The sequence below is a fragment of the Azospirillum sp. TSO35-2 genome (assembly GCF_003116095.1).
Classification (GTDB): Bacteria; Pseudomonadota; Alphaproteobacteria; order Azospirillales; family Azospirillaceae; genus Azospirillum.
In genome coordinates this window covers 41,904-65,840 of the sequence record NZ_LGRA01000021.1, presented here as the reverse complement: position 1 = coordinate 65,840, position 23,937 = coordinate 41,904, and the positions used below count along the sequence as shown (strand labels likewise).

The 23,937-nt window shown below is 69.2% G+C and carries 24 protein-coding genes; 9 read left to right on the top strand and 15 right to left on the bottom strand.

From position 1 onward, the window contains the following. Positions 1-74: 74 nt before the first annotated feature. The 7 genes from TSO352_RS16480 to TSO352_RS16450 form a co-directional block, all read right to left on the bottom strand. Positions 75-995, bottom strand: a complete 921-nt coding sequence (locus tag TSO352_RS16480) for a ParB/RepB/Spo0J family partition protein (RefSeq protein WP_109108421.1) — start codon at positions 993-995, stop codon at positions 75-77. After that, positions 992-1,801 (bottom strand): AAA family ATPase, encoded by an 810-nt coding sequence (locus tag TSO352_RS16475; RefSeq protein ID WP_109108420.1) that lies wholly within the window; start codon positions 1,799-1,801, stop codon positions 992-994. The genes TSO352_RS16480 and TSO352_RS16475 overlap by 4 nt, the downstream gene beginning before the upstream one ends. Before the next feature lie 64 nt (positions 1,802-1,865). Further along, positions 1,866-2,480, bottom strand: coding sequence for a 16S rRNA (guanine(527)-N(7))-methyltransferase RsmG (gene rsmG, locus TSO352_RS16470; protein ID WP_109108419.1), 615 nt, complete (start codon positions 2,478-2,480; stop codon positions 1,866-1,868). Then, entirely contained in the window at positions 2,477-4,345 is a 1,869-nt protein-coding gene (mnmG, locus tag TSO352_RS16465; RefSeq protein WP_199231638.1) for a tRNA uridine-5-carboxymethylaminomethyl(34) synthesis enzyme MnmG, read from the bottom strand. The genes rsmG and mnmG overlap by 4 nt, the downstream gene beginning before the upstream one ends. A gap of 113 nt (positions 4,346-4,458) precedes the next feature. After that, positions 4,459-5,787, bottom strand: coding sequence for a tRNA uridine-5-carboxymethylaminomethyl(34) synthesis GTPase MnmE (gene mnmE / locus TSO352_RS16460; protein ID WP_109108417.1), 1,329 nt, complete (start codon positions 5,785-5,787; stop codon positions 4,459-4,461). 16 nt (positions 5,788-5,803) lie between these two features. Further along, positions 5,804-6,163 carry a (2Fe-2S) ferredoxin domain-containing protein gene (locus TSO352_RS16455; protein ID WP_109108416.1) on the bottom strand — a complete coding sequence of 120 codons (360 nt, stop codon included), beginning with the start codon at positions 6,161-6,163 and terminating at the stop codon, positions 5,804-5,806. Further along, positions 6,160-6,411, bottom strand: a complete 252-nt coding sequence (locus TSO352_RS16450) for a DUF6489 family protein (RefSeq protein ID WP_109108415.1) — start codon at positions 6,409-6,411, stop codon at positions 6,160-6,162. Before TSO352_RS16450 ends, TSO352_RS16455 begins: the two co-directional genes overlap by 4 nt. Positions 6,412-6,597: 186 nt before the next feature. On the opposite strand from TSO352_RS16450, the gene TSO352_RS16445 reads away from it, so the two are divergent. From TSO352_RS16445 to TSO352_RS16435, 3 genes are read left to right on the top strand one after another with little or no spacing between them, the layout of a single operon-like run. Beyond that, a complete protein-coding gene (locus TSO352_RS16445) occupies positions 6,598-8,649 on the top strand; it encodes a thioredoxin domain-containing protein (protein ID WP_109108414.1) in 2,052 nt (683 codons plus the stop codon). Positions 8,650-8,672: 23 nt separating this feature from the next. Further along, positions 8,673-9,170, top strand: coding sequence for a methylated-DNA--[protein]-cysteine S-methyltransferase (locus TSO352_RS16440; protein WP_109110679.1), 498 nt, complete (start codon positions 8,673-8,675; stop codon positions 9,168-9,170). A 43-nt stretch (positions 9,171-9,213) separates the two neighbouring features. Further along, complete coding sequence (locus TSO352_RS16435) at positions 9,214-10,188, top strand: quinone oxidoreductase (RefSeq protein WP_109108413.1); 975 nt, start codon at positions 9,214-9,216, stop codon at positions 10,186-10,188. A gap of 130 nt (positions 10,189-10,318) precedes the next feature. On the opposite strand, the gene dnaQ is transcribed toward TSO352_RS16435, so the two are convergent. Genes dnaQ through TSO352_RS16410 form a run of 5 tightly spaced genes read right to left on the bottom strand, consistent with a single transcriptional unit; the run spans position 10,319 to position 13,970 of the window. Next, positions 10,319-11,002, bottom strand: coding sequence for a DNA polymerase III subunit epsilon (gene dnaQ, locus TSO352_RS16430; RefSeq protein ID WP_109108412.1), 684 nt, complete (start codon positions 11,000-11,002; stop codon positions 10,319-10,321). Then, positions 10,995-11,648 (bottom strand): dephospho-CoA kinase, encoded by a 654-nt coding sequence (coaE, locus tag TSO352_RS16425; protein WP_109108411.1) that lies wholly within the window; start codon positions 11,646-11,648, stop codon positions 10,995-10,997. The genes dnaQ and coaE overlap by 8 nt, the downstream gene beginning before the upstream one ends. 8 nt (positions 11,649-11,656) lie before the next feature. Further along, positions 11,657-12,523, bottom strand: coding sequence for a shikimate dehydrogenase (locus tag TSO352_RS16420; protein WP_109108410.1), 867 nt, complete (start codon positions 12,521-12,523; stop codon positions 11,657-11,659). Further along, complete coding sequence (locus tag TSO352_RS16415) at positions 12,520-13,134, bottom strand: Maf family protein (RefSeq protein WP_199231637.1); 615 nt, start codon at positions 13,132-13,134, stop codon at positions 12,520-12,522. Before TSO352_RS16415 ends, TSO352_RS16420 begins: the two co-directional genes overlap by 4 nt. Next, the gene (locus TSO352_RS16410; RefSeq protein ID WP_109108409.1) at positions 13,131-13,970 is read right to left on the bottom strand and encodes a pyruvate, water dikinase regulatory protein; all 840 of its coding nucleotides are present in this window, start codon (positions 13,968-13,970) and stop codon (positions 13,131-13,133) included. The genes TSO352_RS16415 and TSO352_RS16410 overlap by 4 nt, the downstream gene beginning before the upstream one ends. A 510-nt stretch (positions 13,971-14,480) precedes the next feature. On the opposite strand from TSO352_RS16410, the gene hemE reads away from it, so the two are divergent. The 4 genes from hemE to rho all read left to right on the top strand — a co-directional run bounded on the left by hemE (position 14,481) and on the right by rho (position 18,763). Then, positions 14,481-15,506, top strand: a complete 1,026-nt coding sequence (hemE, locus tag TSO352_RS16405; RefSeq protein ID WP_109108408.1) for a uroporphyrinogen decarboxylase — start codon at positions 14,481-14,483, stop codon at positions 15,504-15,506. 77 nt (positions 15,507-15,583) lie between these two features. Beyond that, positions 15,584-16,690, top strand: coding sequence for a ferrochelatase (gene hemH, locus TSO352_RS16400; RefSeq protein WP_109108407.1), 1,107 nt, complete (start codon positions 15,584-15,586; stop codon positions 16,688-16,690). A gap of 28 nt (positions 16,691-16,718) precedes the next feature. Further along, positions 16,719-17,147, top strand: a complete 429-nt coding sequence (hemJ, locus tag TSO352_RS16395; protein WP_109108406.1) for a protoporphyrinogen oxidase HemJ — start codon at positions 16,719-16,721, stop codon at positions 17,145-17,147. A gap of 359 nt (positions 17,148-17,506) precedes the next feature. Further along, positions 17,507-18,763, top strand: coding sequence for a transcription termination factor Rho (rho, locus tag TSO352_RS16390; RefSeq protein WP_109108405.1), 1,257 nt, complete (start codon positions 17,507-17,509; stop codon positions 18,761-18,763). 153 nt (positions 18,764-18,916) lie between these two features. On the opposite strand, the gene secB is transcribed toward rho, so the two are convergent. Both secB and TSO352_RS16380 read right to left on the bottom strand, forming a co-directional pair. Continuing rightward, entirely contained in the window at positions 18,917-19,414 is a 498-nt protein-coding gene (gene secB / locus TSO352_RS16385; protein WP_109108404.1) for a protein-export chaperone SecB, read from the bottom strand. A 201-nt stretch (positions 19,415-19,615) separates the two neighbouring features. Next, positions 19,616-20,227: an FxsA family protein gene (locus TSO352_RS16380; protein ID WP_109108403.1), complete on the bottom strand. Its 612-nt coding sequence runs from the start codon at positions 20,225-20,227 to the stop codon at positions 19,616-19,618. Positions 20,228-20,452: 225 nt separating this feature from the next. On the opposite strand from TSO352_RS16380, the gene TSO352_RS16375 reads away from it, so the two are divergent. After that, positions 20,453-21,148, top strand: coding sequence for a Tim44/TimA family putative adaptor protein (locus TSO352_RS16375; RefSeq protein WP_109108402.1), 696 nt, complete (start codon positions 20,453-20,455; stop codon positions 21,146-21,148). Between the two features lie 26 nt (positions 21,149-21,174). After that, complete coding sequence (locus TSO352_RS16370) at positions 21,175-22,392, top strand: murein transglycosylase A (protein ID WP_109108401.1); 1,218 nt, start codon at positions 21,175-21,177, stop codon at positions 22,390-22,392. Positions 22,393-22,595: 203 nt separating this feature from the next. Here the strand turns inward: TSO352_RS16370 and hslU are convergent, their stop codons facing one another. After that, a complete protein-coding gene (gene hslU, locus TSO352_RS16365; RefSeq protein ID WP_109110677.1) occupies positions 22,596-23,933 on the bottom strand; it encodes an ATP-dependent protease ATPase subunit HslU in 1,338 nt (445 codons plus the stop codon). Positions 23,934-23,937 lie beyond the last annotated feature (4 nt).

The window sequence follows — 23,937 nt, the reverse complement described above, 5'->3', positions numbered from 1 at the left end:
GCGGGAATGACGATCACGTTGGATGCTACGGCGAGGGCAACGGTAAGCTCACGTCCGTCGTGGAAAGCGCCCCCTCAATCCTCCCCGCCCAAGCGGTGCAGCACGTCGTCGAGCTGGTCGAGCGTCTGGTAGTGGATGGTGATCGTCCCGCGCTGACCTTGCGGGTTGATCGCGACCTTCAGACCGATGCGGGCGGAGATCTCCTCCTCCAGATTGATCAGGTCGACGTCCTTCACCGACGGCGCGGCGCCGGATCCGCCGGCGGCACCGTTGCCCTTCTTCGCCTTCGGCGCGTCGCCGCGCATCAGGTCTTCGGTCTGGCGGACGTTCAGGCCACGGGTCACCACCTCGCGCGCGACCGACACCGGATCCGGGGCGGTCAGCAGGGCGCGGGCATGGCCGGCGGTCAGGGCGCCGTCCTGCACCATGGTCTTGACGGGATCCGGCAGCGCCAGCAGACGCATCATGTTGGCGACGTGACTGCGACTCTTGCCGACGGCGCGGGCCAGATCCTCCTGGGTGTGCTCGAACTCCTCCATCAGTCGGCGGTAGCCCTCCGCCTCTTCCAACGGGGTCAGATCCTGGCGCTGGATGTTCTCGATCAGCGCGATTTCCAGCGCTTCGCGGTCGCTGAGGTCGCGGATGACGACCGGCACCTCATGCAGGCCGGCGATCTGCGCCGCACGCCAGCGCCGTTCGCCGGCGATCAGCTCGTAGGAGTTCGAATCCTCGGCGTCGCGGCGGACCAGCAGGGGCTGGAGGATGCCCTTGTCGCGGATCGACTCGACGAGGCCCTGCAGCGCCTCCTCGTCAAAGCGGTGGCGCGGCTGGTATTTGCCGGGATGGACGAACTCGATCGGCACCTGCTTGGACTGGCGCACCTTGTCGAGCGCCGAGTAATCCTCGGTCGATTCGCCGAACAGGGCGGAGAGGCCGCGGCCCAGGCTGGCACGGCGGGCGCCGCCGCTGTCGGCGCGTTTGGTGTCGTCGATCATGCGCTCAGTCTCTTCTCGCGGCGGAGCACCTCGCCCGCCAAGTGGATGTAGGCCTGCGAACCGGGGCAGCGCATGTCGTAGATCAGCACCGGCTTGCCGTGCGACGGCGCCTCCGACACCTTGACGTTGCGCGGGATCACGGTGTCGTACACCTTCTCCCCGAAGAAGCCGCGGACGTCGGCGGCCACCATGTCCGACAGGTTGTTGCGCTTGTCGAACATGGTCAGCACGACGCCATGGATGTCGAGGTTCGGGTTGAAGGCGCGCTTCACCCGCTCGATGGTGCGAACCAGATGGCTCAGCCCCTCCAGCGCGTAGAACTCGCACTGCAGCGGCACCATGACCGCGTGCGACGCCACCAGGGCGTTCAGGGTCAGCAGGCCCAGCGCCGGCGGGCAGTCGATCAGGACGTAGTCGTATTCCAGCGCGCTGTTGGCGACCGCCTCGCGCAGGCGAAATTCGCGCCGTTCCGCCCCGACCAGCTCGATCTCGGCGCCCGACAGGTCGACCGACGAGGTGATGATCGACAGGTTCGGCACAGCGGACGGGATCGCCGCGCTTTCCAACGCCACGTCGTCGAACAGCACGTCGTAGATGCCGACGCGGCGGTCGGAGCGCGGAATGCCGAGCCCGGTGGAGGCGTTGCCCTGCGGATCGAGGTCGATCACCAGCACCCGCTTGCCGATGACGGCGAGCGCGGTGGCGAGGTTGATGGTCGTCGTGGTCTTGCCCACGCCGCCCTTTTGGTTCGCGATGGCGACCACTCGGGCATGGGGGGTGGCGGGGGGACGGGTGACGGCGGACATGGCAGCCTCTCGGGAAACCGGTTGGCAGGATGATGACGGACGGTGCTGTCGGACGCGCTTGGGCTCAGACACGCTCAAGCGCGCTCACGCGCAGGATGGTTCCGGTCGGGTCGGTGCGGCTGTCGAATCGCTCGGGCCGCATTCTCCAATATTGCGTGGTGGCGGTCAATTCGTCGTCCAGGTTCTGGCCCTTGAGGAACAGGCCGGTGCCGCGCGACCCGATGAAGGGATGCGCCCAAGCCAGCAGATCCGCCAGCGGCGCCAGGGCGCGCGCGGTGACCACGTCGGCCTCGATCCCGGTGACGGCGTCGATCCGCTTGGTGTGGACGGTGGCGGGGGCGGCGCAGACCCGCGCCACCTCGCGCAGGAAGGCGCCTTTGCGCACGTCGCTCTCGATCAGATGGACCTGCGGCACGCCGAGGATCGCGAGCACCAGACCGGGAAAGCCGGCGCCGCTGCCGAGATCGACCAGCACCCGGGTCCCCGGCGGCAGCAGCGGGTAGAGCTGCGCGGAGTCGAGAAAGTGCCGGCGCCAGACCTCGGGCAGGGTGGAGGGGCCGACCAGATTGATCGTCTGCTGCCACTTGCGCAGCAGCGCCTCGTAGGCGCTCAGGCGGTCGAGTGTTTCACGTGAAACACCGGTGGCCTCCTGGAACGCCACCGCATCGAAGTTCGTCATTCCGCCGCCACCGCGTCGCGTCGTTTCACATGGCGGAGCAGGGCGACCAGCGCCGCCGGGGTCATGCCGGGAATCCGTGCCGCCGCACCCAGCGTCGCCGGGCGTGACTGCCGCAGCTTCTGACGGATCTCCGCCGACAGGCTGCCGATGCCGTCGACGTCGATGTCATCGGGCAGGGCCAGCGATTCATCCTTGCGGAAGGCGCGGATGTCGGCCTCCTGCCGGCCGAGATAGCCGGCGTATTTGCCGTCGATCTCCAACTGCTCTGCGATCTCCGGCGCGATGCCGCCCAGCTCCGGCCACAGGCGGGCGAGGGCGGCGAGGTCGATGTCGGGATACCGCAGCAGGTCGGCGGCGCTGCGGCGCACGCCGTCCTGGTTGACCGGAACGCCCTGCCGCGCCAGCTCCGCCGGGGTCGCCTGCAAGGCGGCGACCATGGCACGGCCGGCCGACAGCGCGGCACTCTTCGCGGCGAAGGCCTCGCGGCGCTCCGAGCCGACGCAACCGATGGCGACGCCCTTGGCGGTCAGCCGCTGGTCGGCGTTGTCGGCGCGCAGCAGCAGGCGGTATTCGGCGCGCGAGGTGAACATGCGGTAGGGCTCGTTGGTGCCCCGGCCGATCAGGTCGTCGATCAGCACGCCGATGTAAGCGTCGGCACGGTCGAGCACGAAGCCGTCGCGATTGCCGCCCGCCGACAGCGCGGCGTTGATGCCGGCCATCAGGCCCTGGGCCGCCGCCTCTTCATAACCGGTGGTGCCGTTGATCTGACCGGCGAGGAACAGCCGCGGCGCCCGGCGGGTTTCCAGCGTCGGCTTCAGCTCGCGCGGGTCGACATAGTCGTACTCGATGGCGTAGCCGGGACGCATCATCACCACCCGCTCCAGCCCCGGCATGCTGGTGAGGATACCAAGCTGCACGTCGCGCGGCAGGGAGGTCGAGATACCGTTCGGGTAGACGGTCGGATCGTCCAACCCCTCCGGCTCCAGGAAGATCTGGTGCCGCTCCTTCTCGGCGAAGCGGACGACCTTGTCCTCGATCGACGGGCAATAGCGTGGACCGGTGCCGGTGATCTGGCCGGAGTACATCGGGGCGCGGTGCAGGTTGGCGCGGATCAGCGCGTGCGCTTCCGGCGTCGTCCAGGTGATCGCGCAATCGATCTGCGGCGTGTCGATCCGCTCGGTCAGGTAGGAGAAGGGCGGCGGCGGCGTGTCGCCCGGCTGCTTCTCCAGCGCGTCCCAATCGATGGTGCGGCCATCGAGCCGCGGCGGCGTGCCGGTCTTCAAGCGGCCGAGCGGGAAGCCCAACCGAGCCAGCGTGTCGGACAGACCGATCGACGGCGCCTCGCCGACGCGGCCGGCCGGGGTGCGTTCCTCGCCAATGTGGATCAGGCCACGCAGGAAGGTGCCGGTGGTCAGCACGACGGCACCGGCGGCGATGGTCTCGCCGGCGCCAGTGACCACGCCGGTGATCCGGTGATCGGCGTCGACGATCAGGTCCTCGGCACCGCCGGCCTCGATGACCAGGTTCTCCTGCGCCGCCAGCAGGCTCTGCATCGCCTGCCGGTACAGCTTGCGGTCGGCCTGGGCCCGCGGGCCGCGGACGGCGGGTCCCTTGCTGCGGTTCAGGATGCGGAACTGAATGCCGCCGCGATCGATGGCCTTCGCCATCACGCCGTCGAGCGCGTCGATCTCCCGCACCAGATGGCCTTTGGCCAAGCCGCCGATGGCGGGGTTGCAGGACATCTCGCCGATGGTTTCGATCTTGTGGGTCAGCAGCAGCGTGCGCGCACCCAGGCGCGCGGCCGCCGCGGCCGCTTCACAGCCGGCGTGACCGCCGCCGACAACGATGACGTCAAAGCTTCGCATGCGCGGGACCATAGCGGAACGCTGCGGCGGATCCAAGAGGCGGGGCGGAGACATATGGGAAGAGTGGTTGCGGGCGTCCCCGTCCCATCCCTTGTTTCACGTGAAACACCGCCTCACTTGCCGATGCAGAAGTCCCGGAAGATCACGTCCAGCAAATCCTCCACATCGACCCGCCCGGTGATCCGGCCGAGCGCGCGACTGGCGAGGCGGACATCCTCCGCCGCCAGTTCCGGCAGCGACGCATCCAAGGCGCGCAGCAGCGACTCCCGGCATTCGGTCAGCGCCGCGCGGTGGCGGGCGCGGGTCAGCGATGGCGCGCTGCCGATGGCAAGGCGGTCGGCGCTGAAAGCGGTCAACCGCTCCTCCAGTTCCTTCAACCCGGCACCGGTGTGGGCCGAAACCAGGACCGGGGACAGATCCGGCCGGACGTCGACCGGGCCGGCGAGATCGGTCTTGTTGAAGACCACCACCGTGTCGCCGTCGATCAACGCCAGCGTCGCCGGGTCAAGGTCGGGCAGGGCGGTGGCGTCGAACACCGCCACCTTCACGTCGGCGCGCGCCGCCCGGTCGCGGGCGCGGCGGATGCCTTCCTCCTCGACCTCGTCGGCGGCGGCCTCGCGCAGGCCGGCGGTGTCGGCCAGCACGACGGGATAACCGCCGAGGTCGAGATGCACCTCGATGATGTCGCGGGTGGTGCCGGCGCGGGCGGAGACGATGGCGGCGTCGCGGCGGGCCAACGCGTTCAGCAGGCTCGACTTGCCGGCGTTGGGCGCGCCGACGATGGCGATGTGCAGCCCCTCGCGCAGCCGCTCGCCGCGACCGCCGTCGTTGAGATGCGCGGCGATCTCGTCGGCGAGAGCCGCGACCACCGGCCGCACCGCGTCGGCGACGCCGCCGGGCAGATCATCCTCGGCGAAGTCGATGTCGGCCTCGATGTGGGCGAGCGCGCGGGTCAGCCGCTCCCGCCAGCCGTCGTAGAGCCGGCCGAGCGCGCCGTCCATCTGGCGCAGGGCTTGGCGCCGCTGCGCCATGGTTTCCGCGTCAATCAGGTCGGCCACCGCCTCGGCCTCGGTCAGGTCGAGCTTGCCGTTCTCGAAGGCGCGGCGGGTGAACTCGCCGGGTTCGGCGAGCCGCAGGCCGGGCAGGGCGCCGAGCGCCTCGACCACCCCGGTCACCACGGCGCGGCCGCCGTGCAGGTGCAGTTCCACCACATCCTCGCCGGTGAAGCTGGCCGGAGCGGTGAAGCGCAGGACCAGCGCGTCGTCCAGCGCGTCGCCGGTCGCGGGATCGCGCAGGTGGGTCAGCACGGCGCGGCGCGGCGCGGGGAGCGAACGGCCGGTCAGGGCGGCGAGGGCGGATCCGGCCCCCGGTCCCGAAACGCGAACCACCGCCACACCGGATCGGCCGGGGGCGGTGGCGAGCGCGAAGATGGTCGCGGTCATGGTGGGGATCGGCCGATCAACCGCGCTGCTCGGGCCGCAGCTCCCGCTGCTCCGGCGTCAGCATCAGCCGCTCGACCCGCCGGCCCTCGACCAGATGGGTCTGCAGGATGTCGTCGATGTCGGCGGTGCTGTGATAGGTGTACCAGACGCCTTCCGGGTAGATCACCAGCGTCGGCCCCAGCTCGCAGCGGTCGAGGCAACCGGCGGAATTGATCCGCACCTTGCCGTCGAAGCCGAGTTCGCGCGCGCGGGCCTTCATATAATCACGCAGCTTCTCCGAACCTTGGGCGGCGCAGGATCCGCGCCGGTGGCCATCGTGGCGGCGGTTGGTGCAACAAAAGACATGGGCTTCGAAATAGGATTTCGGGTCGCTCACTTTCGTCCTTCCTGGCCCAGGGCCGAGGCCATCTGGGACCAAAACATCTTCTGCATCTGCTCCATGCCCTGGATGCCGGCCGGAAGCCAGGTCTTCAGCATGGTGTCCGGGTCCATCGCCTGGAGGTTCGCACGCATCCGTTCCTGGATCTCGTGCATCATGGCGTCCTGCATCGGCTTCACATCCGGCAGGCCCAGGAATTGCCGGGCCTCGTCCGGAGTGCAGTCGATGTCGACGGTGATTTTCATGGCTGCCCCCTCTGCGCGGCGCCCACCGGGGATGGCGTGCACCGACCAAGACGATTTTGGGGTTGAGCCCGGTTGCGGCTCATGTCCCACTATACAGATAGGATGCACTGGCGCAACGCCACCCCGGCGCCACCTATTGTTTCACGGGACCTCACCCGTAAGACCACCAACAGATGGAACACCGCCATGCCGGCCACTCCGTTGGGCGCGAACCTGCTGAGCCGGGAGACCAGCCCCTATCTGCTGCAGCACAAGGACAACCCGGTGCACTGGATGCCCTGGGGACATGATGCCTTCGCCCGCGCGAAGGCGGAGAACAAGCCGGTGCTGCTGTCGATCGGCTACGCCGCCTGCCACTGGTGCCACGTGATGGCGCATGAGAGCTTCGAGAATCCGGCGATCGCCGAGCTGATGAACGAGCTGTTCGTCAGCATCAAGGTCGATCGCGAGGAGCGGCCCGACCTCGACACCATCTACCAGTCGGCGTTGGCGCTGTTGGGGCAGCAGGGCGGCTGGCCGCTGACCATGTTCCTGACGCCGGACGCCGAACCCTTCTGGGGCGGGACCTATTTCCCGCCGGCGCCGCGCTATGGCCGCGCCGGCTTCCCCGACGTGCTGCGCGGGATCGCCGGCACCTACGCCCAGGAACCGGACAAGGTCGCCAAGAATGTCGGCGCGCTGAAAGCGGCCCTGACCGGGCTGGGCGAGAACCGGTCGGCCGGCGCAGTCGACGCCGGGGCGCTCGACCAGATCGCCCAACGGCTGCTGCGCGAGGTCGACCCGATCCACGGCGGGATCGGCAGCGCGCCGAAGTTCCCGCAGGTGCCGCTGTTCGAACTGCTGTGGCGGGCGTGGCAGCGCACCGGGCGCGAGCCGTTCCGCGAGGCGGTGACCAACACGCTGGCCAACATGGCGCAGGGTGGCATCTACGACCATCTCGGCGGCGGCTTCGCCCGCTATTCGGTCGACGAACGCTGGCTGGTGCCGCATTTCGAAAAGATGCTGTACGACAACGCCGAGCTGCTCGACCTGATGATTCTGGTCTGGCAGGACACGCGCGACCCGCTGCTGGAGACGCGCGTCCGTGAAACGGTCGGCTGGCTGCTGCGCGAGATGATCGCCGACGGCGGCGGCTTCGCCGCGACGCTCGACGCCGACAGCGAGGGGGAGGAGGGCCTCTTCTACGTCTGGAACGAGGAGGAGGTCGACCGGCTGCTCGGCCCGGCGCTGGGTCCGGACGGGCTGGCGCTGTTCAAGCGCGTCTACGAGGTCATACCGGGCGGCAACTGGGAAGGGGCGACCATCCTCAACCGGCTGGGCAGCCTGCCGCTGGCCGACGACGCCGATGAGGCGACGCTCGCCAAGGGGCGGGAGGTGCTGCTGCGGGCGCGCGCCAAGCGGGTGCGGCCAGGCTGGGACGACAAGGTGCTGGCCGACTGGAACGGCCTGATGATCGCAGCGCTGACCCACGCCGCCCTGGCGCTGGACGAACCGGAGTGGCTGGACGCCGCCGGCCGCGCCTTCGCCTTCGTCCGCGACCGGATGGACCGTGGCGGGCGGCTCTGCCACAGCTGGCGCCACGGCCAGGGCAAGCACGCCGGCATGCTCGACGACTACGCCCACATGGCGCGGGCGGCGCTCGCCCTGCACGAGGCGACGGGGGATCCGGCGGCGCTCGACCAAGCGAAAGTTTGGGTGGCGACGCTCGACGCGCATTTCTGGGACAGCACCAGCGGCGGCTATTTCTTCACCGCCGACGACGCGGAGGGGCTGATCGTCCGCACCAAGAGCGCCTACGACAACGCGACGCCCAGCGGCAACGGCACCATGCTGGCGGTGCTGACGACGCTGTTCCACCGCACCGGCGACGACGCCTATCGGGAGCGGGCCGACGCGCTCGCCGCCGCCTTCTCCGGCGAACTGGCCCGCAACTTCTTCCCGCTGCCGACCTTCCTGAACGCGGTGGAGCTGATGCACGCGCCGCTGCAGATCGTCATCGTCGGCCCGCCCAAGGCGGCGGAGACGGAGGCCCTGCGCCGCACCGTGCTCGGCCGCTCGCTGCCCAACCGCATCCTGACCGTGCTCGCGCCTGGGGCGGATCTGCCGGCCAGCCATCCGGCGCAGGGAAAGGGCATGCGCGACGGCGTCGCGACGGCTTACGTCTGCCGCGGCATGACCTGCTCGGCACCGGTGACGACGCCGGCGGATCTGGCGGCGCTGCTGACGGCGCACGGCTGAACCATACAATGAGGGAGGAGTTCATGGGACGCCTGACCATCGACAGCCCGCTGGGTTCCCTGATGCTGACGAGCGACGGAAGCGCCCTGACTTCGGTCGGCTGGGGCCGCTTCGACCATGACGCGCCCGACGCCGTGCTGACGGAGACGGCGCGGCAGTTGGACGCCTATTTCGCCGGGCGGCTGCAGCGCTTCGATCTGCCGCTGAAGCCGGCGGGCACACCGTTCCGCCAGAGCGTGTGGACGGCGATGCTGGCGATCCCCTATGGCGGCACCGCGACCTATGGCGGGATGGCCAGGATGCTGAGCAGCGGGCCGCGCGCGGTCGGCGGCGCCTGTGGCGCCAACCCGATCCCGATCATCATTCCCTGCCACCGGGTGCTGGCCAGCGGCGGCGCGGCCGGCGGCTATTCCGGGCATGGCGGGCTCGACACCAAGGCGTGGCTGCTGGCGCTGGAACGGCGGCACGCGGCGATCGGGCAGGGCAACGGCGCGGCGGCGGAACAGTTCGCGCTGCTCTGACCCCCGGACATCAGACAACCACTCGTCAAGGAAACCAACCACCATGGTGCACGCGATCCGCATTCACGAACACGGCGGGCCGGAGGTTCTGCGCTGGGACGAGATCGAGGTCGGCGAGCCCGGCCCCGGTCAGGTGCGCATCCGCCAGACCGCGGTCGGGCTGAACTACATCGATGTCTATCAGCGCGCCGGCGTCTACAAACTGCCGGATCTGCCGGCGGTGATCGGCATGGCGGCGACCGGCGTGGTCGAGGCGCTGGGCCCGGACGTCACCACGCTGAAGGTCGGCGACCGCGTCGGCTACGCCATGGCGATCGGCGCCTACGCCGAGAGCCGTCTGATCGCCGCCGACCGTCTGGTCCCGTTGCCGAGCTGGCTCGACGAGCAGGCGACCGCCGGCACCCTGCTCCAGGGGTTGACCGCGCAGTATCTGCTGCGCAGCACCTACGCGGTGCAGCCCGGCGACACCATCCTGGTCCAGGCGGCGGCCGGCGGGGTCGGGCTGCTGCTGTGCTCCTGGGCGCGGCATCTCGGCGCCACCGTCATCGGCACCGTCGGGTCGGCGGACAAGGCCGAGCTGGCGAGGGCCCATGGCTGCCACCACACCATCGACTACACCCGCGAGAATTTCGTCGCCCGGGTCAAGGACCTGACCGACGGGCAGGGCGTGCCGGTGGTCTATGACGGCGTCGGCAAGACGACCTTCCTCGGCGGGCTGGACTGCCTGCGGCCGCGTGGCCTGATGGTGCTGTTCGGCGCCGCGTCGGGCGCACCGGCGCCGCTTGACCTCGCGCTGCTGGCGACCAAGGGCTCGCTGTACGTGACCCGGCCGACGCTGGCGACCTACACCGCCAAGCGCGAGGATTTGATGGCGTCGGCGGCGGAGCTGTTCGACGCGGTGAAGAACGGTGGGGTGACCTTCACGGTCAACCAGCGCTATGCGCTGAAGGACACCGCCGAGGCGCACCGGGCGCTGGAATCGCGGGCGACGACGGGGTCGACGGTGCTGGTGCCGTAAGGGTTGGCACCGTAGAGGGTTAGGCTGGCGATTGCCCCCACCTTAACCCTCCCCGCGTTGTGGGAGGGGGGACTGCCGCCGCCTTCCCGTAAGGCGGCGGCAGGGATGGGGTGAGGGTGATTGGCGGGATCTACTCCACCGCCCACAGCGCGTTCTTCAGCTTCTTCACCATCTCCGCATGCGCCGCGGCCTCGTCGTCGCTGACGGCGAAGTTGCGGGCCTCCCGGAAAGGACGGTCGATGCGGAGGCTGCCGGCCGAACCGCTGCGGGTCACCGGGCCGGAGGCAAGCGCCAAGCCGGTCTGGCGGCCGCCCAGCAGCTCCAGATAGACCTCCGCCAGCAGTTGGGCGTCGAGCAGCGCGCCATGCAGGGTGCGGTTGGAGTTGTCGACGCCGAAGCGCTTGCACAGCGCGTCCAAAGTGGCCGGCGAGCCGGGGAACTTCTTGCGCGCCATCAGCAGCGTGTCGATGGCGCGCTCCTTCGGCATCGTCGGGTAGCCGGCGATCTTCAGCTCCCAATTCAGGAAGTTCATGTCGAAGGCGGCGTTGTGGATCACCAGCGGCGCGTCGCCGATGAAGGCGACGAAGTCGGCGGCGACGTCGTTGAACAGCGGCTTGTCGGCCAGGAACTCGGTGCTCAGCCCGTGGACGGCGAAGGCGTCGGGCGGCATGTCGCGTTCGGGGTTGATGTAGACGTGGAAGCGTTCGCCGGTGGCGAGGTGGTTGACCAGCTCGATGCAGCCGATCTCGACCAGCCGGTGACCCTCCTCCGGCTTGAAGCCCGTGGTTTCGGTGTCGAGAACGATCTCACGCATGATGGACTTGTCCCATTTGCCCCGGTTGATAGCCGCGCGGCGGCCAATGACGGCCACGTCGCCGCACCACGTCGCGCACAATGCCCTGAAGCGCCCGCCGCGTCACCAGCCGACCGGCACCCGTCGGCACGACATAGTCGGCGCGCCGGCGTTTTTCAGCGTCGGGCATCTGGCGGGCGAGGATGCCGGCGAACTTCTCCGCGGTCATGCCGGGGCGGGCCATCACCCGCGCCCGCTGAACGGGGAAGGGGGCGGAGACGACCACCGTGGCGTCGACCCGCCGCTCGCCGTGGGTTTCGAACAGCAGCGGGATGTCGAGCACGGCAATCTTGGCGCCGCGCCGCGCCGCGCCGGCGAGGAAGTCGCGCTGCCCCGCCTGGACCATCGGGTGGAGGATCGCCTCCAGCCGTTTCAGCGCCGACGGGTCGCGGAACACCGCCGCCCCCAGCGCCGGTCGGCTGACCGCGCCGTCGATCACCACCCCGGGAAAGGCGGCGTCGATCGCCGGCACCGCACGGCCACCTGGGCCTAGCAGCCGGTGCACCACCGCATCGGAATCGCAGACCGGCGCGCCCATCGCCTTCAGCATGCCGGCCGCGGTGCTCTTGCCCATGCCGATGGAGCCGGTCAGGCCCAGCACGACCATCGCCGGCCTCAGCCTTCCAGCACGAAGCGGGTCAGCTCCGCCGTCACCTGCGGCTCGACGCCGAACCACGCCTTGAAGCCGGGCCGCGCCTGGTGCAGCAGCATGCCGATGCCGCCGGCCACCGGGTTGCCGCGCGCCCCGGCCTCGGCCAGCAGCGGCGTTTCCAGCGGCACATAGACGATGTCGTTGACCAGCGCCGAGACGGGCAGGGCGCGCAGCGACAGGTCGAGCGCCGGCTGGCCCGCCATGCCCTGGGTCGTGGTGTTGACGAGCAACGCAACGCCGTCCAACGCTGTTTCACGTGAAACCCAATCGACCACCGTCACCGCGCCCGTCACCCCAACGGCGGCCAGATCCGCCGCCAGCTCCTCGGCGCGGGTGCGGGTGCGGTTGATCAGCCGGACCTCCGGCGCGCCGGCGTCGAGCAGGGCGACCACCACGGCACGGGCGGCCCCGCCGGCGCCGACCACCACGGCCGGGCCACGCTCCGCCGTCCAGTCCGGCTGCTCGGCGCGCAGATTCTCGAGGAAGCCGAAGCCGTCGGTGTTGCCGCCTTCCAGCGCGCCATCCTCCGCCACGACGATGGTGTTGACCGCCCCCATCCGCCGCGCGGTGTCGTCCAGCCGGTCGACGGTGCGGAAGGCGATCTCCTTCAGCGGCACCGTGACGTTGCAGCCGCGGAAGCCCAGTGCCGGCAGGGCACGGATCGCCTGTTCGGCGCGCTCCGGCGCCACCGCCAGCGGCACATAGGCGCCGTCGATGCCATAGTGCTGCAGCCACCAGCCGTGCAGCCGGGGCGAGCGCGAATGACCGATCGGCCAGCCCATCACGCCGGCCAGCTTGGCCTTCCCGGTAATCGTACGGACGGTCGTCATTCCTTGCCCACTCCATGCACGCGCAGGAACCCGAGCAGCGGCAGCAGCGGCAGCCCGAGGATGGTGAAGAAGTCGCCCTCGACCCGCTGGAACAGTTGCGCGCCCAGCCCTTCCAACTGGTAGGCGCCGACCGAGTGCAACACGTCGTCGCCGACGCGGTCGAGATAGTCGTCGAGGAAGGCGTCGCTGAAGTCGCGCATGGCCAGCCGGGCGCGGTCCACCTTGTGCCACATCCGCGCGCCGTCGCGCACGACCACGGCGCAACTGACCAGCTGGTGGGTCTTGCCGCGCAGCGCCAGCAGTTGGGTGCGCGCCGCGGCGCGGTCGGTCGGCTTGTCGAACCAGACCCCGTCGCACTCCAGCATCTGGTCGGCGCCGATCACCAGCGCGCCGGGGTGGCGGCGGGTGACGCGCTGGGCCTTCAGCTCGGCCAGCGTCTCGGCGACCGCCTCGGCCGAGACGCCCTCGGCCCGGCCGGCGAGCTTGACCTCCTCCTCGTCGACCAGCGGCTTGTCGAGCGTCGCGGTCAGGCCGGCCCGTTCCAGCATCTCCGCGCGGGTGCGCGATCCCGACGCCAGGACCAGGCTGGGGACCAGGGACGGCACGCTCACGTCTTCTTCCCTTCCGGGGTGAAGCCGGCGCTCTGCCGGCGGGCGAGCAGCATCATGATCTCGGCCGCGGTCTCCTCGATGGAGCGGCGGGAGACGTCGATCACCGGCCAGCCACGCCGGCTGAACAGCCGCCGTGCCTCCTGCACCTCCGACCGCACCACCTCGGGATCGGCGTAGCTCGATCCCTCGCCCTGGTTCAGCAGCTTCAGCCGGTTGCGGCGGATCTGCACCAGGCGATCGGGGTCCTTGGTCAGCCCGACGATCAGCGGCCGGGTCAGCAGATCGACCTCGGCCGGCAGCGGGCTGCCGGGAACCAGCGGGATGTTCGCCGCCTTGATGCCGCGGTTGGCGAGATAGATGCAGGTCGGCGTCTTGGAGCTGCGCGACACGCCGATCAGCACGACGTCGGCCTCGTGCAGGTCCCAGTTCGACTGGCCATCGTCGTGCGACAGCGCGAAGTCGACGGCGTCGATGCGGCTGAAATACTCGGCGTCCAGGACATGCTGGCGGCCGGGCTGGCGCTGGGATTCGACGCCCAGGAAGGCGGCGAGCGCGTTGATCAGCGGATCGAGCACGGGGATGCAGGGCACCTGCATCTCGCGGCAGAAATCCTGCAGCCGGCGGCGCAGCGTCTCGTCGACCAGGGTGAACATCACCAGCCCGTGGTTGTCCCGGATCCCCTCCAGCACAAGGTCGAGCTGGCGATCGGTGCGCACCAGATTCCAGAAATGCTCGACCGGCCGGACGTCGTCGAACTGGATGACGCAGGCGCGCGCCACGCTGTTGATCGTCTCGCCGGTCGCATCGGATACGAGATGTAGGTGGAACTGTTTCATCCGTCCCCAACATGCTGTGGAGAATTCCGGCCTGTCCTGTGGACAACCGGATCTGCCTCCGTTCCATCCCAGATGGGGGATGTCTCCTCCCCCGTACGGCCCTCTGCGGGACAACTTCGCCGACCGGTTCGGAAGCTGGGAAGATCCGCCCCCGTCCGCGCTGTTATCCACGGGACTCCCGTTCGCCCAGCTATAGCATTTCCGCCGTTTCCGACGGTAGTGCTCCGAATCGTCCACAGATCCGCGCACATGCAGCAAAGCCGGGCCGGATCTGTGGATAGATCCGCGGCGGTCGGGGATCACCGTTATCCACAGGCATCCACTACCTCCTCTTCCTTTCTCCCATTAAAGAATATAGTGAAGAAGAGGGGATAAACCGGTTCCGAAAACCTGCCCGGAACCCTGCCCGGAATCCGGCTGTCCAACGCCGGGACACGAAACCCGACCCTAGGGGAACGCACCGTCTTGTCCGCTTCCAACCCTGCCGATCAGAAGCCCGCCCGCAAACCGATGCTCGCCGCCCTGGCGGGGGAGGCGCACGCCCGTCCGCCCTTCTGGCTGATGCGGCAGGCCGGGCGTTACCTGCCGGAGTACCGGGAGCTGCGGGCGAAGGCGGGCAGCTTCCTCGACCTCTGCTACAACCCCGACTTCGCGGTCGAGGTGACCTTGCAGCCGCTGCGCCGCTACGGCATGGACGCGGCGATTCTGTTCTCCGACATCCTGGTGGTGCCGCACGCCCTGGGCCAGCCGCTGGCCTATCTCGAAGGGGAGGGGCCGAAGCTGGATCCGGTCCGTAACGTCGAGGACCTGAAGCGGCTGTCGCGCGACCGCTTCCACGAGACGCTGGCGCCGGTCTACGAGACGGTGCGCCGGCTCTCCACCGCCATTCCCGAGCAGACGACGCTGATCGGCTTTGCGGGGGCTCCCTGGACCATCGCCTGCTACATGGTCGAAGGGGCGGGGTCGAAGGAGTACGCGCACGTCAAGCGCTGGGCCTACGGCGACCCGGTGGGCTTCGGCCAGCTGATCGACCTGATCGTCGAGGTGACCGCCGACTATCTCTGCCGGCAGATCGAGGCGGGGGCGGAGACGGTGCAGCTGTTCGACAGCTGGGCCGGCGTGCTGCCGGTCGGCCAGTTCCGCCGCTGGGTGATCGAGCCGACGCGGCGGATCGTCGCGCTGGTGAAGGCGAAGCACCCGGACACCCCGATCATCGGCTTCCCGCGCGGCGCCGGCCACGCCTATGAGGATTACGTCGCCGACACCGGGGTCGATGCCGTCGGGCTCGACACCACGGTGTCGCCGGTCTGGGCCTCCCGCACGCTGCAGCCGCGCGTTCCGGTGCAGGGCAACCTCGACCCGATCATGCTGGCCGTCGGCGGCAAGACGATGGCGGAGGCGGCCTGGGACATCCTGGAGGCGCTGACGCCGCGGCCCTTCGTCTTCAACCTGGGCCATGGCGTCATCCAGTCGACGCCGCCGGAGCATGTCGCCGAATTGGCGCGTCTGCTGCGCGCGTGGCCGAACCGCGGCTGACCGGGCGGCTAAGCGGCTGAAAAAGCGGTGACGGGGGGCTGGACAGAGCTGCTGCGACGCTCCAGTTTAGCGGGACCATGAGCCAGCAGCCTCCCCAGCCTTCCACCGGCCCCGGCCGTCAACCGCGGCGTGTGGCCGTCGTCCTGTTCAACCTCGGCGGGCCCGACGCCCCCGAGGCGGTGCGGCCGTTCCTGTTCAACCTGTTCGCCGACCCGGCCATCATCCGGCTGCCGAACCCGTTCCGCTTCCTGATCGCCAGCCTGATCTCGGGTCGGCGGGCGAAGCCGGCGACGGCGATCTACGCCCAGATCGGCGGCAAGTCGCCGCTGCTGGAGAACACCCAGGCCCAGGCGGCCGCGCTCGAGGCGCGGCTGGCGGCCGATCGGGAGGCGGATCCGGCTGGCGGCGGGGCCGAGGCGCGGGTGTTCATCGCCATGCGCTACTGGCACCCGATGAGCGCCGAGACGGCGGCGCAGGTGAAGGCCTACGACCCGGATCTGGTCGTGCTGCTGCCGCTTTACCCGCAATTCTCGACCACCACGACGGCGTCCAGCGCCAAGGCGTGGGACGAGGCGGCGCAGACCGTCGGGCTGGCCGCGCCGACCCGGCTCTTGTGCTGCTACCCGACCCAGCCCGGCTTCATCGACGCGGCGGCGGATCAGATCCGCCCGCTGTACGAGGCGGCCAAGGCCCATGGCACGCCGCGCGTCCTGTTCTCCGCCCATGGGCTGCCCAAGAAGGTGGTGGCCGCCGGCGACCCCTATCAGTGGCAGTGCGAGCGCACCGCGGAGTCGATCGCCGCGGCGCTGGGCGTCGACCAGCTCGACTGGGTCAGCTGCTACCAGAGCCGCGTCGGCCCGATGGAGTGGATCGGCCCCAGCACCGACGCCGAGATCCGCCGGGCCGGGCAGGACGGCGTGCCGATCCTGGTGGTGCCGATGGCCTTCGTGTCGGAGCATTCCGAAACGCTGGTCGAGATCGAGATCGAATACCGCCACCTGGCCAAGGAGGCCGGGGTGCCGCACTTCACCCGGGTGCCGACGGTGGGGGTGCATCCCGGCTTCATCGACGGGCTGGCCCGGCTGGTGCGGCAAACCGTCGCGAACAAGGCGCCGATCTGCGCCCAGAACGGCGACCGGATCTGCCCGGCCAACTTCTCCGGCTGTCCGCAGGCGCGGCGCTGAACCGAAACGACCGAAGGGAACACGCCCGGTGCTGTACGAATGGATCAAGGCGCTGCACGTCATCAGCATCATCGCCTGGATGGCGGGGCTGCTCTACCTGCCGCGGCTGTTCGTCTACCATTGCCAGGTGGCGGCCGGATCCGAGGCGTCGGAGACCTTCAAAGTGATGGAACGCCGCCTGCTGCGCGCCATCATGGACCCGGCGATGACGGCGTCCTACGTGTTCGGCATCACCATGATCGTGCTGACGCCGGAATGGATGAAGCAGGGCTGGCTGCACGCCAAGCTGCTGTTCGTGCTGCTGCTGACCGTCAGCCACATCATGATGGGCCGCTGGCAGCGCGACTTCGCCCAGGACCGCAACACCCGGCCGCAGCGTTTCTACCGCATCGCCAACGAGGTGCCGACGCTGCTGATGATCGGCATCGTCATCTTCGTGATCGTGAAGCCGTTCTGAGCGTCCGGCAACCTTCCAAGCACCGGAAAAAGCGGGTTTCACGACCTTTGCGGGTTTCGCTTTCGTTTGACTTGCGCGTGCCGATCCGATAACCATGTGAGGACCACGGGGTTTTTCGCTCCGTGGCCTCCCACGCCCACATCTGCCGATCCGACGCTCCGTTCTTGAGCCGGGCCTGGTGGCTGGCAACCCGGTTCCGTGCGTCCACCTTCCGGACGCTCATCGCCCGGCTGTCCAGGCGCCACTCGCCGCCCGACCGACGCGACCGCATCGCGGCCTTCGCCGCCCCACCGGATGCGGCCGGGATATCAGGCACTTCCCCAGGTCACTCCCCGCATGATGATTTCACAGGCATTCCCATGCATCTCCAAGAGCTGAAGTGCAAAAGCCCCGCCGAACTTCTGGCGTTCGCGGAGGAGTTGCAGATCGAGAACGCGAGCACGCTGCGCAAGCAGGACATGATGTTCGCGATCCTCAAGCAATTGGCCGAAAACGATATTCCGATCTTCGGCGACGGCGTGCTGGAGGTGCTGCAGGACGGGTTCGGCTTCCTGCGCTCGCCGGAAGCCAACTATCTGCCGGGTCCCGACGACATCTATGTCAGCCCCAGCCAGGTCCGCCGCTTCGGCCTGCGCACCGGCGACACGGTGGAAGGGCAGATCCGCTCGCCCAAGGACGGTGAGCGCTACTTCGCCCTGCTGAAGGTCAACACGATCAATTTCGACACGCCGGACAAGGTCCGTCACCGCATCAACTTCGACAACCTGACGCCGCTCTACCCGGAAGAGCGCATCCGGATGGAGGTCGAGGACCCGACCAAGAAGAACCTGACCGGCCGCATCGTCGACTTGGTGGCGCCGCTGGGCAAGGGGCAGCGCGGGCTGATCGTGGCGCCGCCGCGCACCGGCAAGACGGTGATGCTGCAGAACATCGCCCATTCGGTCGCCACCAACCACCCCGAAGCCTACCTGATCGTCCTGCTGATCGACGAGCGTCCGGAAGAAGTGACGGACATGGCTCGCTCGGTCCGCGGCGAGGTCATCAGCTCCACCTTCGACGAGCCGGCGACCCGCCACGTCCAGGTCGCGGAAATGGTGATCGAGAAGGCCAAGCGCCTGGTCGAGCACAAGCGCGACGTGGTCATCCTGCTGGATTCGATCACCCGCCTCGCCCGCGCCTACAACACGGTGGTTCCCAGCTCCGGCAAGGTGCTGACCGGCGGTGTCGACGCCAACGCGCTGCAACGGCCCAAGCGCTTCTTCGGCGCCGCCCGCAACGTCGAGGAGGGCGGTTCGCTGACCATCATCGCCACTGCGCTGATCGACACCGGCAGCCGCATGGACGAGGTGATCTTCGAAGAGTTCAAGGGCACCGGCAACTCCGAGATCGTGCTGGACCGCAAGCTCTCCGACAAGCGCACCTTCCCGGCCATCGACATCTCCAAGTCGGGCACCCGCAAGGAGGAGCTGCTGGTCGACAAGGGCACCATGTCGAAGATGTGGATCCTGCGCCGCATCCTGATGCCGATGGGCGTGACCGACGCGGTCGACTTCCTGGTCGACAAGCTGAAGCACACCAAGTCGAACAACGACTTCTTCGAAAGCATGAACCAGTAGCCGGATCCACCCGGCACCCTCCGGATCCGCGGCGGTTCCGCCGTGGATCCGGGACGGTCTTGCCGGGAACCGGACAGAAAAAAGGGCGGGGGCCTGTCGGCCACCCGCCCTTTTTCATGCCGGCTTTTCAGCCCGGCAGCGAACCGTCCCGGATCAGAACGGCGGCTGCTGGGGCTGCGCGCCGCCCTGGGCCTGCTGGCCGCTCTGGCGGTGGTACAGCTCGGCGAAGTCGATCGGGTTGATCATCAGCGGCGGGTAGCCGCCTTCGCGGGTCGCGCTGGAGATGATGGCGCGGGCGAACGGGAAGATCATCCGCGCGCCTTCGATCATCAGCACCGGGCGGTGATGCTCTTCCGGCAGGCCGGGGAACTGGAACAGCGCGCCGTAGGACAGCTCGACGATGAAGGCGACGGTCTCTTCCTGGCGGGCTTCGCAGCGCAGCTGGAGGGTCAGTTCATAGATGTCCTCGCCGACCTTCTGGCCCTGGACGTCGACGCCGATGTTGACCTGCGGCTGCGGCTGGTTCGGCAGCAGGCTCTGCGGAGCGTTGGGGTTCTCGAACGAGAAGTCCTTCACATACTGCGCGAGGATATGCATCGGCAGCGAGGACGCCTGCTGCTGCTCGGCACCGTTGCTCATCTGATCGGACATAACGGACTCCTGAATCGCCGGCCCGGCCGTCCCGGTTGCCCCGGATCGCCGTCAGGTCGGCGTGGGGCAGGGCAGGGTGGCGGGCCGACCCGGATATGGTGGGGTGACAGGGTTTGGTTCGCGATGGTTGTACCTTCGCCCAACGGCTGGCTATCACGGATCGGCCGTCCTGCCAACGGAAACCACCACGCGGCGGACGCCTCAGCCCCGCTCATCCGGGCGGTGCTTCCCCCATTGTGAATCCGACAGGCGGGGCGCCTCGGCGCCGGTCCGGCGGCTGTGCTCGTCCGCCGTGACGTCGCGGTAATCGCCGTCGATCACCCCGGGGGCGGAGCTGGCGCCGCGGCCGTGATCCTGGCCGGGCCGGAACGGATCGCCGGCGGTTTCGCCGAAGCCCTCGAACCCCCCGGCTCCGGTTCCCCGGCCAAAGCCAGCCCCCGGCCCCGTGGTGAAGACCGGCAACCCGCCGCCGATCCGGCCCAGCAGCCAGCGGCCCAGGCCGCGGCGCAACGGCGGCACCAGCAGCGCCAGTCCCAGCAGGTCGGTCAGGAAGCCGGGGATGATCAGCAGGATGCCGGCGAACACCGCGCAGAAGCCGTCCAGCACGGTGCCGATCGGTGCCTCGCCACGCGCGGCCGCGGCCTGCGCCCGGGTCAGCGATCCCAGCCCCTGGTGCCGGACCAGGATCATCCCGACCAGCGCCGACAAGGCCAGCAGGCCGATCGTCGGCCCGGCGCCGATCCAGTCGCCGACCTGGATGAATCCGACGATCTCCAGGATCGGCAGAAGAAGGATCAACAGCAGGGGATTCATGGTGTCCTTGCTCTTCGGGCTCTCTGCCCCTATCTAGGTTTGGATAGGTCGTCCGGTCGAAAGCCGGTTGGGCCCATCCATTCGGCGGTTTCGTTTGCCGGGCCTCGCAACACGTAATGCCGCCCGGCCGCAAGGTCCAGGGGTGGCGTCGCCAGATGCGCCGGCCTCACACAATCAGGCAGCCCCAGGCCGAACGCGCCAGGGGCGCTCGGGAAGGAACAGATGATGGGAGACGGGTTCGTGTTCATCGAGATCATCATTTTCGCGATGATCGCGGCGTTCCTCGTCTACCGGCTGCGCAGCGTCCTGGGCCGCCGGACGGGGGAGGAGCGCGAGCGTCCCAATCCCTTCACCGCGTCCCCCGCCCCGACCAAGCCCGACAACGTCGTCACCCTGCCGGAGCGCAACCGGCCGCGACCTGATGCCGCACCCCTGTCGGACGCGCCGGTGTCGGACGAGCCGCTGTCGCTGGCCGCCTCCATCGACCAGATCCGGGCCGCCGACCCGACCTTCGATGAAAAGCATTTCCTGGAAGGTGCCAAGGCGGCCTTCGGCATGATCGTCGACGCCTTTGCCCGGGGCGACACCGCCACGCTGCGCCCGCTGCTGGCCGACGATGTCTACGCCAGCTTTGACCGCGTCATCCGAGACCGCGAAGCCGCCGGCGAGCAGCACGAGGCCCGCATCGAGTATGTCCGCGAGGCCGAGGTGGTGGAGGCCAGGCTCGACGCCGCGCGCACCGCCCGGGTGACGGTCCGTCTGGTCACCGACCAGATCAACGTCGTGCGCGACCGCAACGGCGCGGTGATCGACGGCGATCCCAAGGCGTTGGTCGAGAATGTCGACGTCTGGACCTTCGCCCGCAACACCCGCTCGCGCGACCCGAACTGGTCGCTGGTCGAGGTTCGCCCGGTTCAGTGACTGTTTCAGTGACTGGGGCTTCCGCGATGTCCGCTTTGGTTCCGGCGGTGTCCCGCCGGTTTCGCGCCACCGCCCTGCTGCTGGGTGCGGTGGCGCTGCTGTTTTCAGCCTGCGACCGCAAGGAGGAGGCGAAGCCGGCGCCCGACGCGCTGACGCTGGCGCCGATCCCCTTCACCGCCCTGCCGGGCTGGTCGTCCGACCGCGTCGCCGAAGCGGTTCCGGCGCTGTCCCGCTCCTGCGCCCGCTTCAAGGGCCAGCCGGCCGATCGGCCGGTCGGGCCGAACGGGGTGGGCGGCAGCATCGGCGACTGGCTGGCGCCCTGCGCCCGGCTCGCCACGCTGCCGCCGGGTGACGAGGCCGCCGTCCGCGCCTTCTTCGAGGCCAACTTCACCCCCTACGCCGCTGGCAACAACGGCGCACGCGAAGGCCTGTTCACCGGCTATTACGAGGCCGAGCTGGAGGGCAGCCGCAGCCCGGATCCGGCCTACCCGGTGCCGCTCTACCGTCGGCCATCCGATCTGGTGATGGTCGACCTCGGCGAGTTCGCCGAGCGCTGGAAGGGCGAGCGCACCGCCGGCCGGGTGGTCGACGGCCGCCTGAAACCCTATGAGGACCGCGCCGCCATCGTTGCCGGCTCGCTGTCCGGCAAGGGGCTGGAACTGGCCTGGGTCAGGGACCCGATCGCCGCCTTCTTCCTGCACATCCAGGGATCGGGGCGGATCCGGCTGGCCGACGGCAGCGAGATGCGCGTCGGCTACGCCGGTCAGAACGGCCACAAATACGTTGCCATCGGCAAGGAGCTGATCGACCGCGGCGCGCTGAAGCGCGAGGAGGTCTCGCTGCAGACCATCCGCGACTGGCTGCGCGCCCATCCCGACCAGGCGACGGCGCTGATGAACGTCAACCCGTCCTACGTCTTCTTCCAGGTCCTGAACGGCGACGGCCCGAACGGCGCCCAGGGCGTGGCGCTGACGCCGGGCCGCAGCCTGGCGGTGGATTCCAAGTTCATGCCCTACGGCGTGCCGGTCTGGCTGGACGCCGAGGACCCGCTGGACGGCAAGCAGCGCCTGCAGCGCCTGCTGGTTGCCCAGGACACCGGCGGCGCCATCCGCGGCCCGGTGCGTGGCGACGTCTTCTGGGGTCACGGCCCGGAGGCGGAGCAGAAGGCCGGCGTGATGAAGAGCCGCGGGAGCTATGCCCTGCTGCTGCCGAAGAGCGTGAAGGTGGCGGCGGCGGGCGGGTAGGGCGCCCGGGCGGGGAATGTTTCACGTGAAGCAGGGTGGAGGGTGTTGGCGTCGATTGCCCCCTCCCTAACCCTCCCCCGCTTCGCGGGAGAGGGAACTCCGCCGCTGCGTGTCAAAGCTCCTGGCAAGTATCCTGCCCCCTCTCCCGCGAAGCGGGGGAGGGATGGGGAGGGGGCACCCGAAGCAAGCACCCCCACACCCCATTACAAGATGAACTTCGACAGATCGGCGTTCTTCGCCAGATCGCCGACCCGCTCGCGGACCAGGGCGGCGTCGATGGTGATGGTTTCGCCGGCGCGGTCGCTGGCGGCGAAGCTGATCTCTTCCAACAGGCGCTCCAGCACGGTGTGCAGGCGCCGCGCGCCGATGTTCTCGACCGAGCTGTTGATCTCGGCGGCGAGCCGGGCCAACTCGGCGATGCTGTCGTCGGTGAAGACCAGATCGACCTCCTCCGTCTGCATCAGCGCCTTGTACTGGCGGATCAGGCTGGCTTCCGGCTCGGTCAGGATGCGCTTGAAATCGTCCTGGCTCAGCGCCTTCAGCTCGACCCGGATCGGCAGGCGGCCCTGCAGCTCCGGCAGCAGGTCGGACGGCTTGGCGATGTGGAAGGCGCCCGACGCGATGAACAGGATGTGGTCGGTCTTCACCGGGCCGTGCTTGGTCGACACCGTGGTGCCCTCGATCAGCGGCAGCAGGTCGCGCTGCACGCCCTCGCGGCTGACGTCGGCGCCGCGCGCGTCGGAACGGGCGGAGATCTTGTCGATCTCGTCCAGGAAGACGATGCCGTTCTGCTCGACGGCGCGGATCGCCTCCGCCACCACCTTTTCCTGGTCCAGCAGCTTGTCCGATTCCTCGGCCAGCAGCACGCCGTGGCTTTCGGCGACTGTCATGCGGCGGGTCTTGGTCCGGCCGCCCATCATCTTGCCGAACATGTCGTTCAGGTTCAGCATGCCCATCTGGGCGCCCGGCATGCCGGGGATGTCGAAGGTCGGCATGGCGCCGGCGCCGCTGTCGGCGACCTGGAGTTCGATCTCCTTGTCGTTCAGCGTGCCCTCGCGCAGCATCTTGCGGAACTTGGCGCGGGTGTCGGGGCTGGCGCTGTCGCCGCACAGCGCGTCGAGCACGCGTTCCTCCGCCCGCAGCTCCGCCTTGGCGGCGACCTCCTTGCGCAGCCGCTCGCGGGTCAGGCCGATGGCGGCCTCCACCAGATCGCGGACGATCTGCTCGACGTCGCGGCCGACATAGCCAACCTCGGTGAACTTGGTCGCCTCCACCTTCAGGAAGGGCGCCTGGGCCAGCTTGGCGAGGCGGCGGGCGATCTCGGTCTTGCCGACGCCGGTCGGGCCGATCATCAGGATGTTCTTGGGCAGGACCTCTTCCCGCAGGCCCTCGGGCAGCTGCTGCCGGCGCCAGCGGTTGCGCAGGGCGATGGCGACCGCGCGCTTGGCCTCGTTCTGGCCGACGATGTAGCGGTCCAGTTCGGAGACGATCTCGCGCGGGCTGAAGGCGGCGGTGTCGGGGGAGACAGTCGGGGTCGTCATGGCG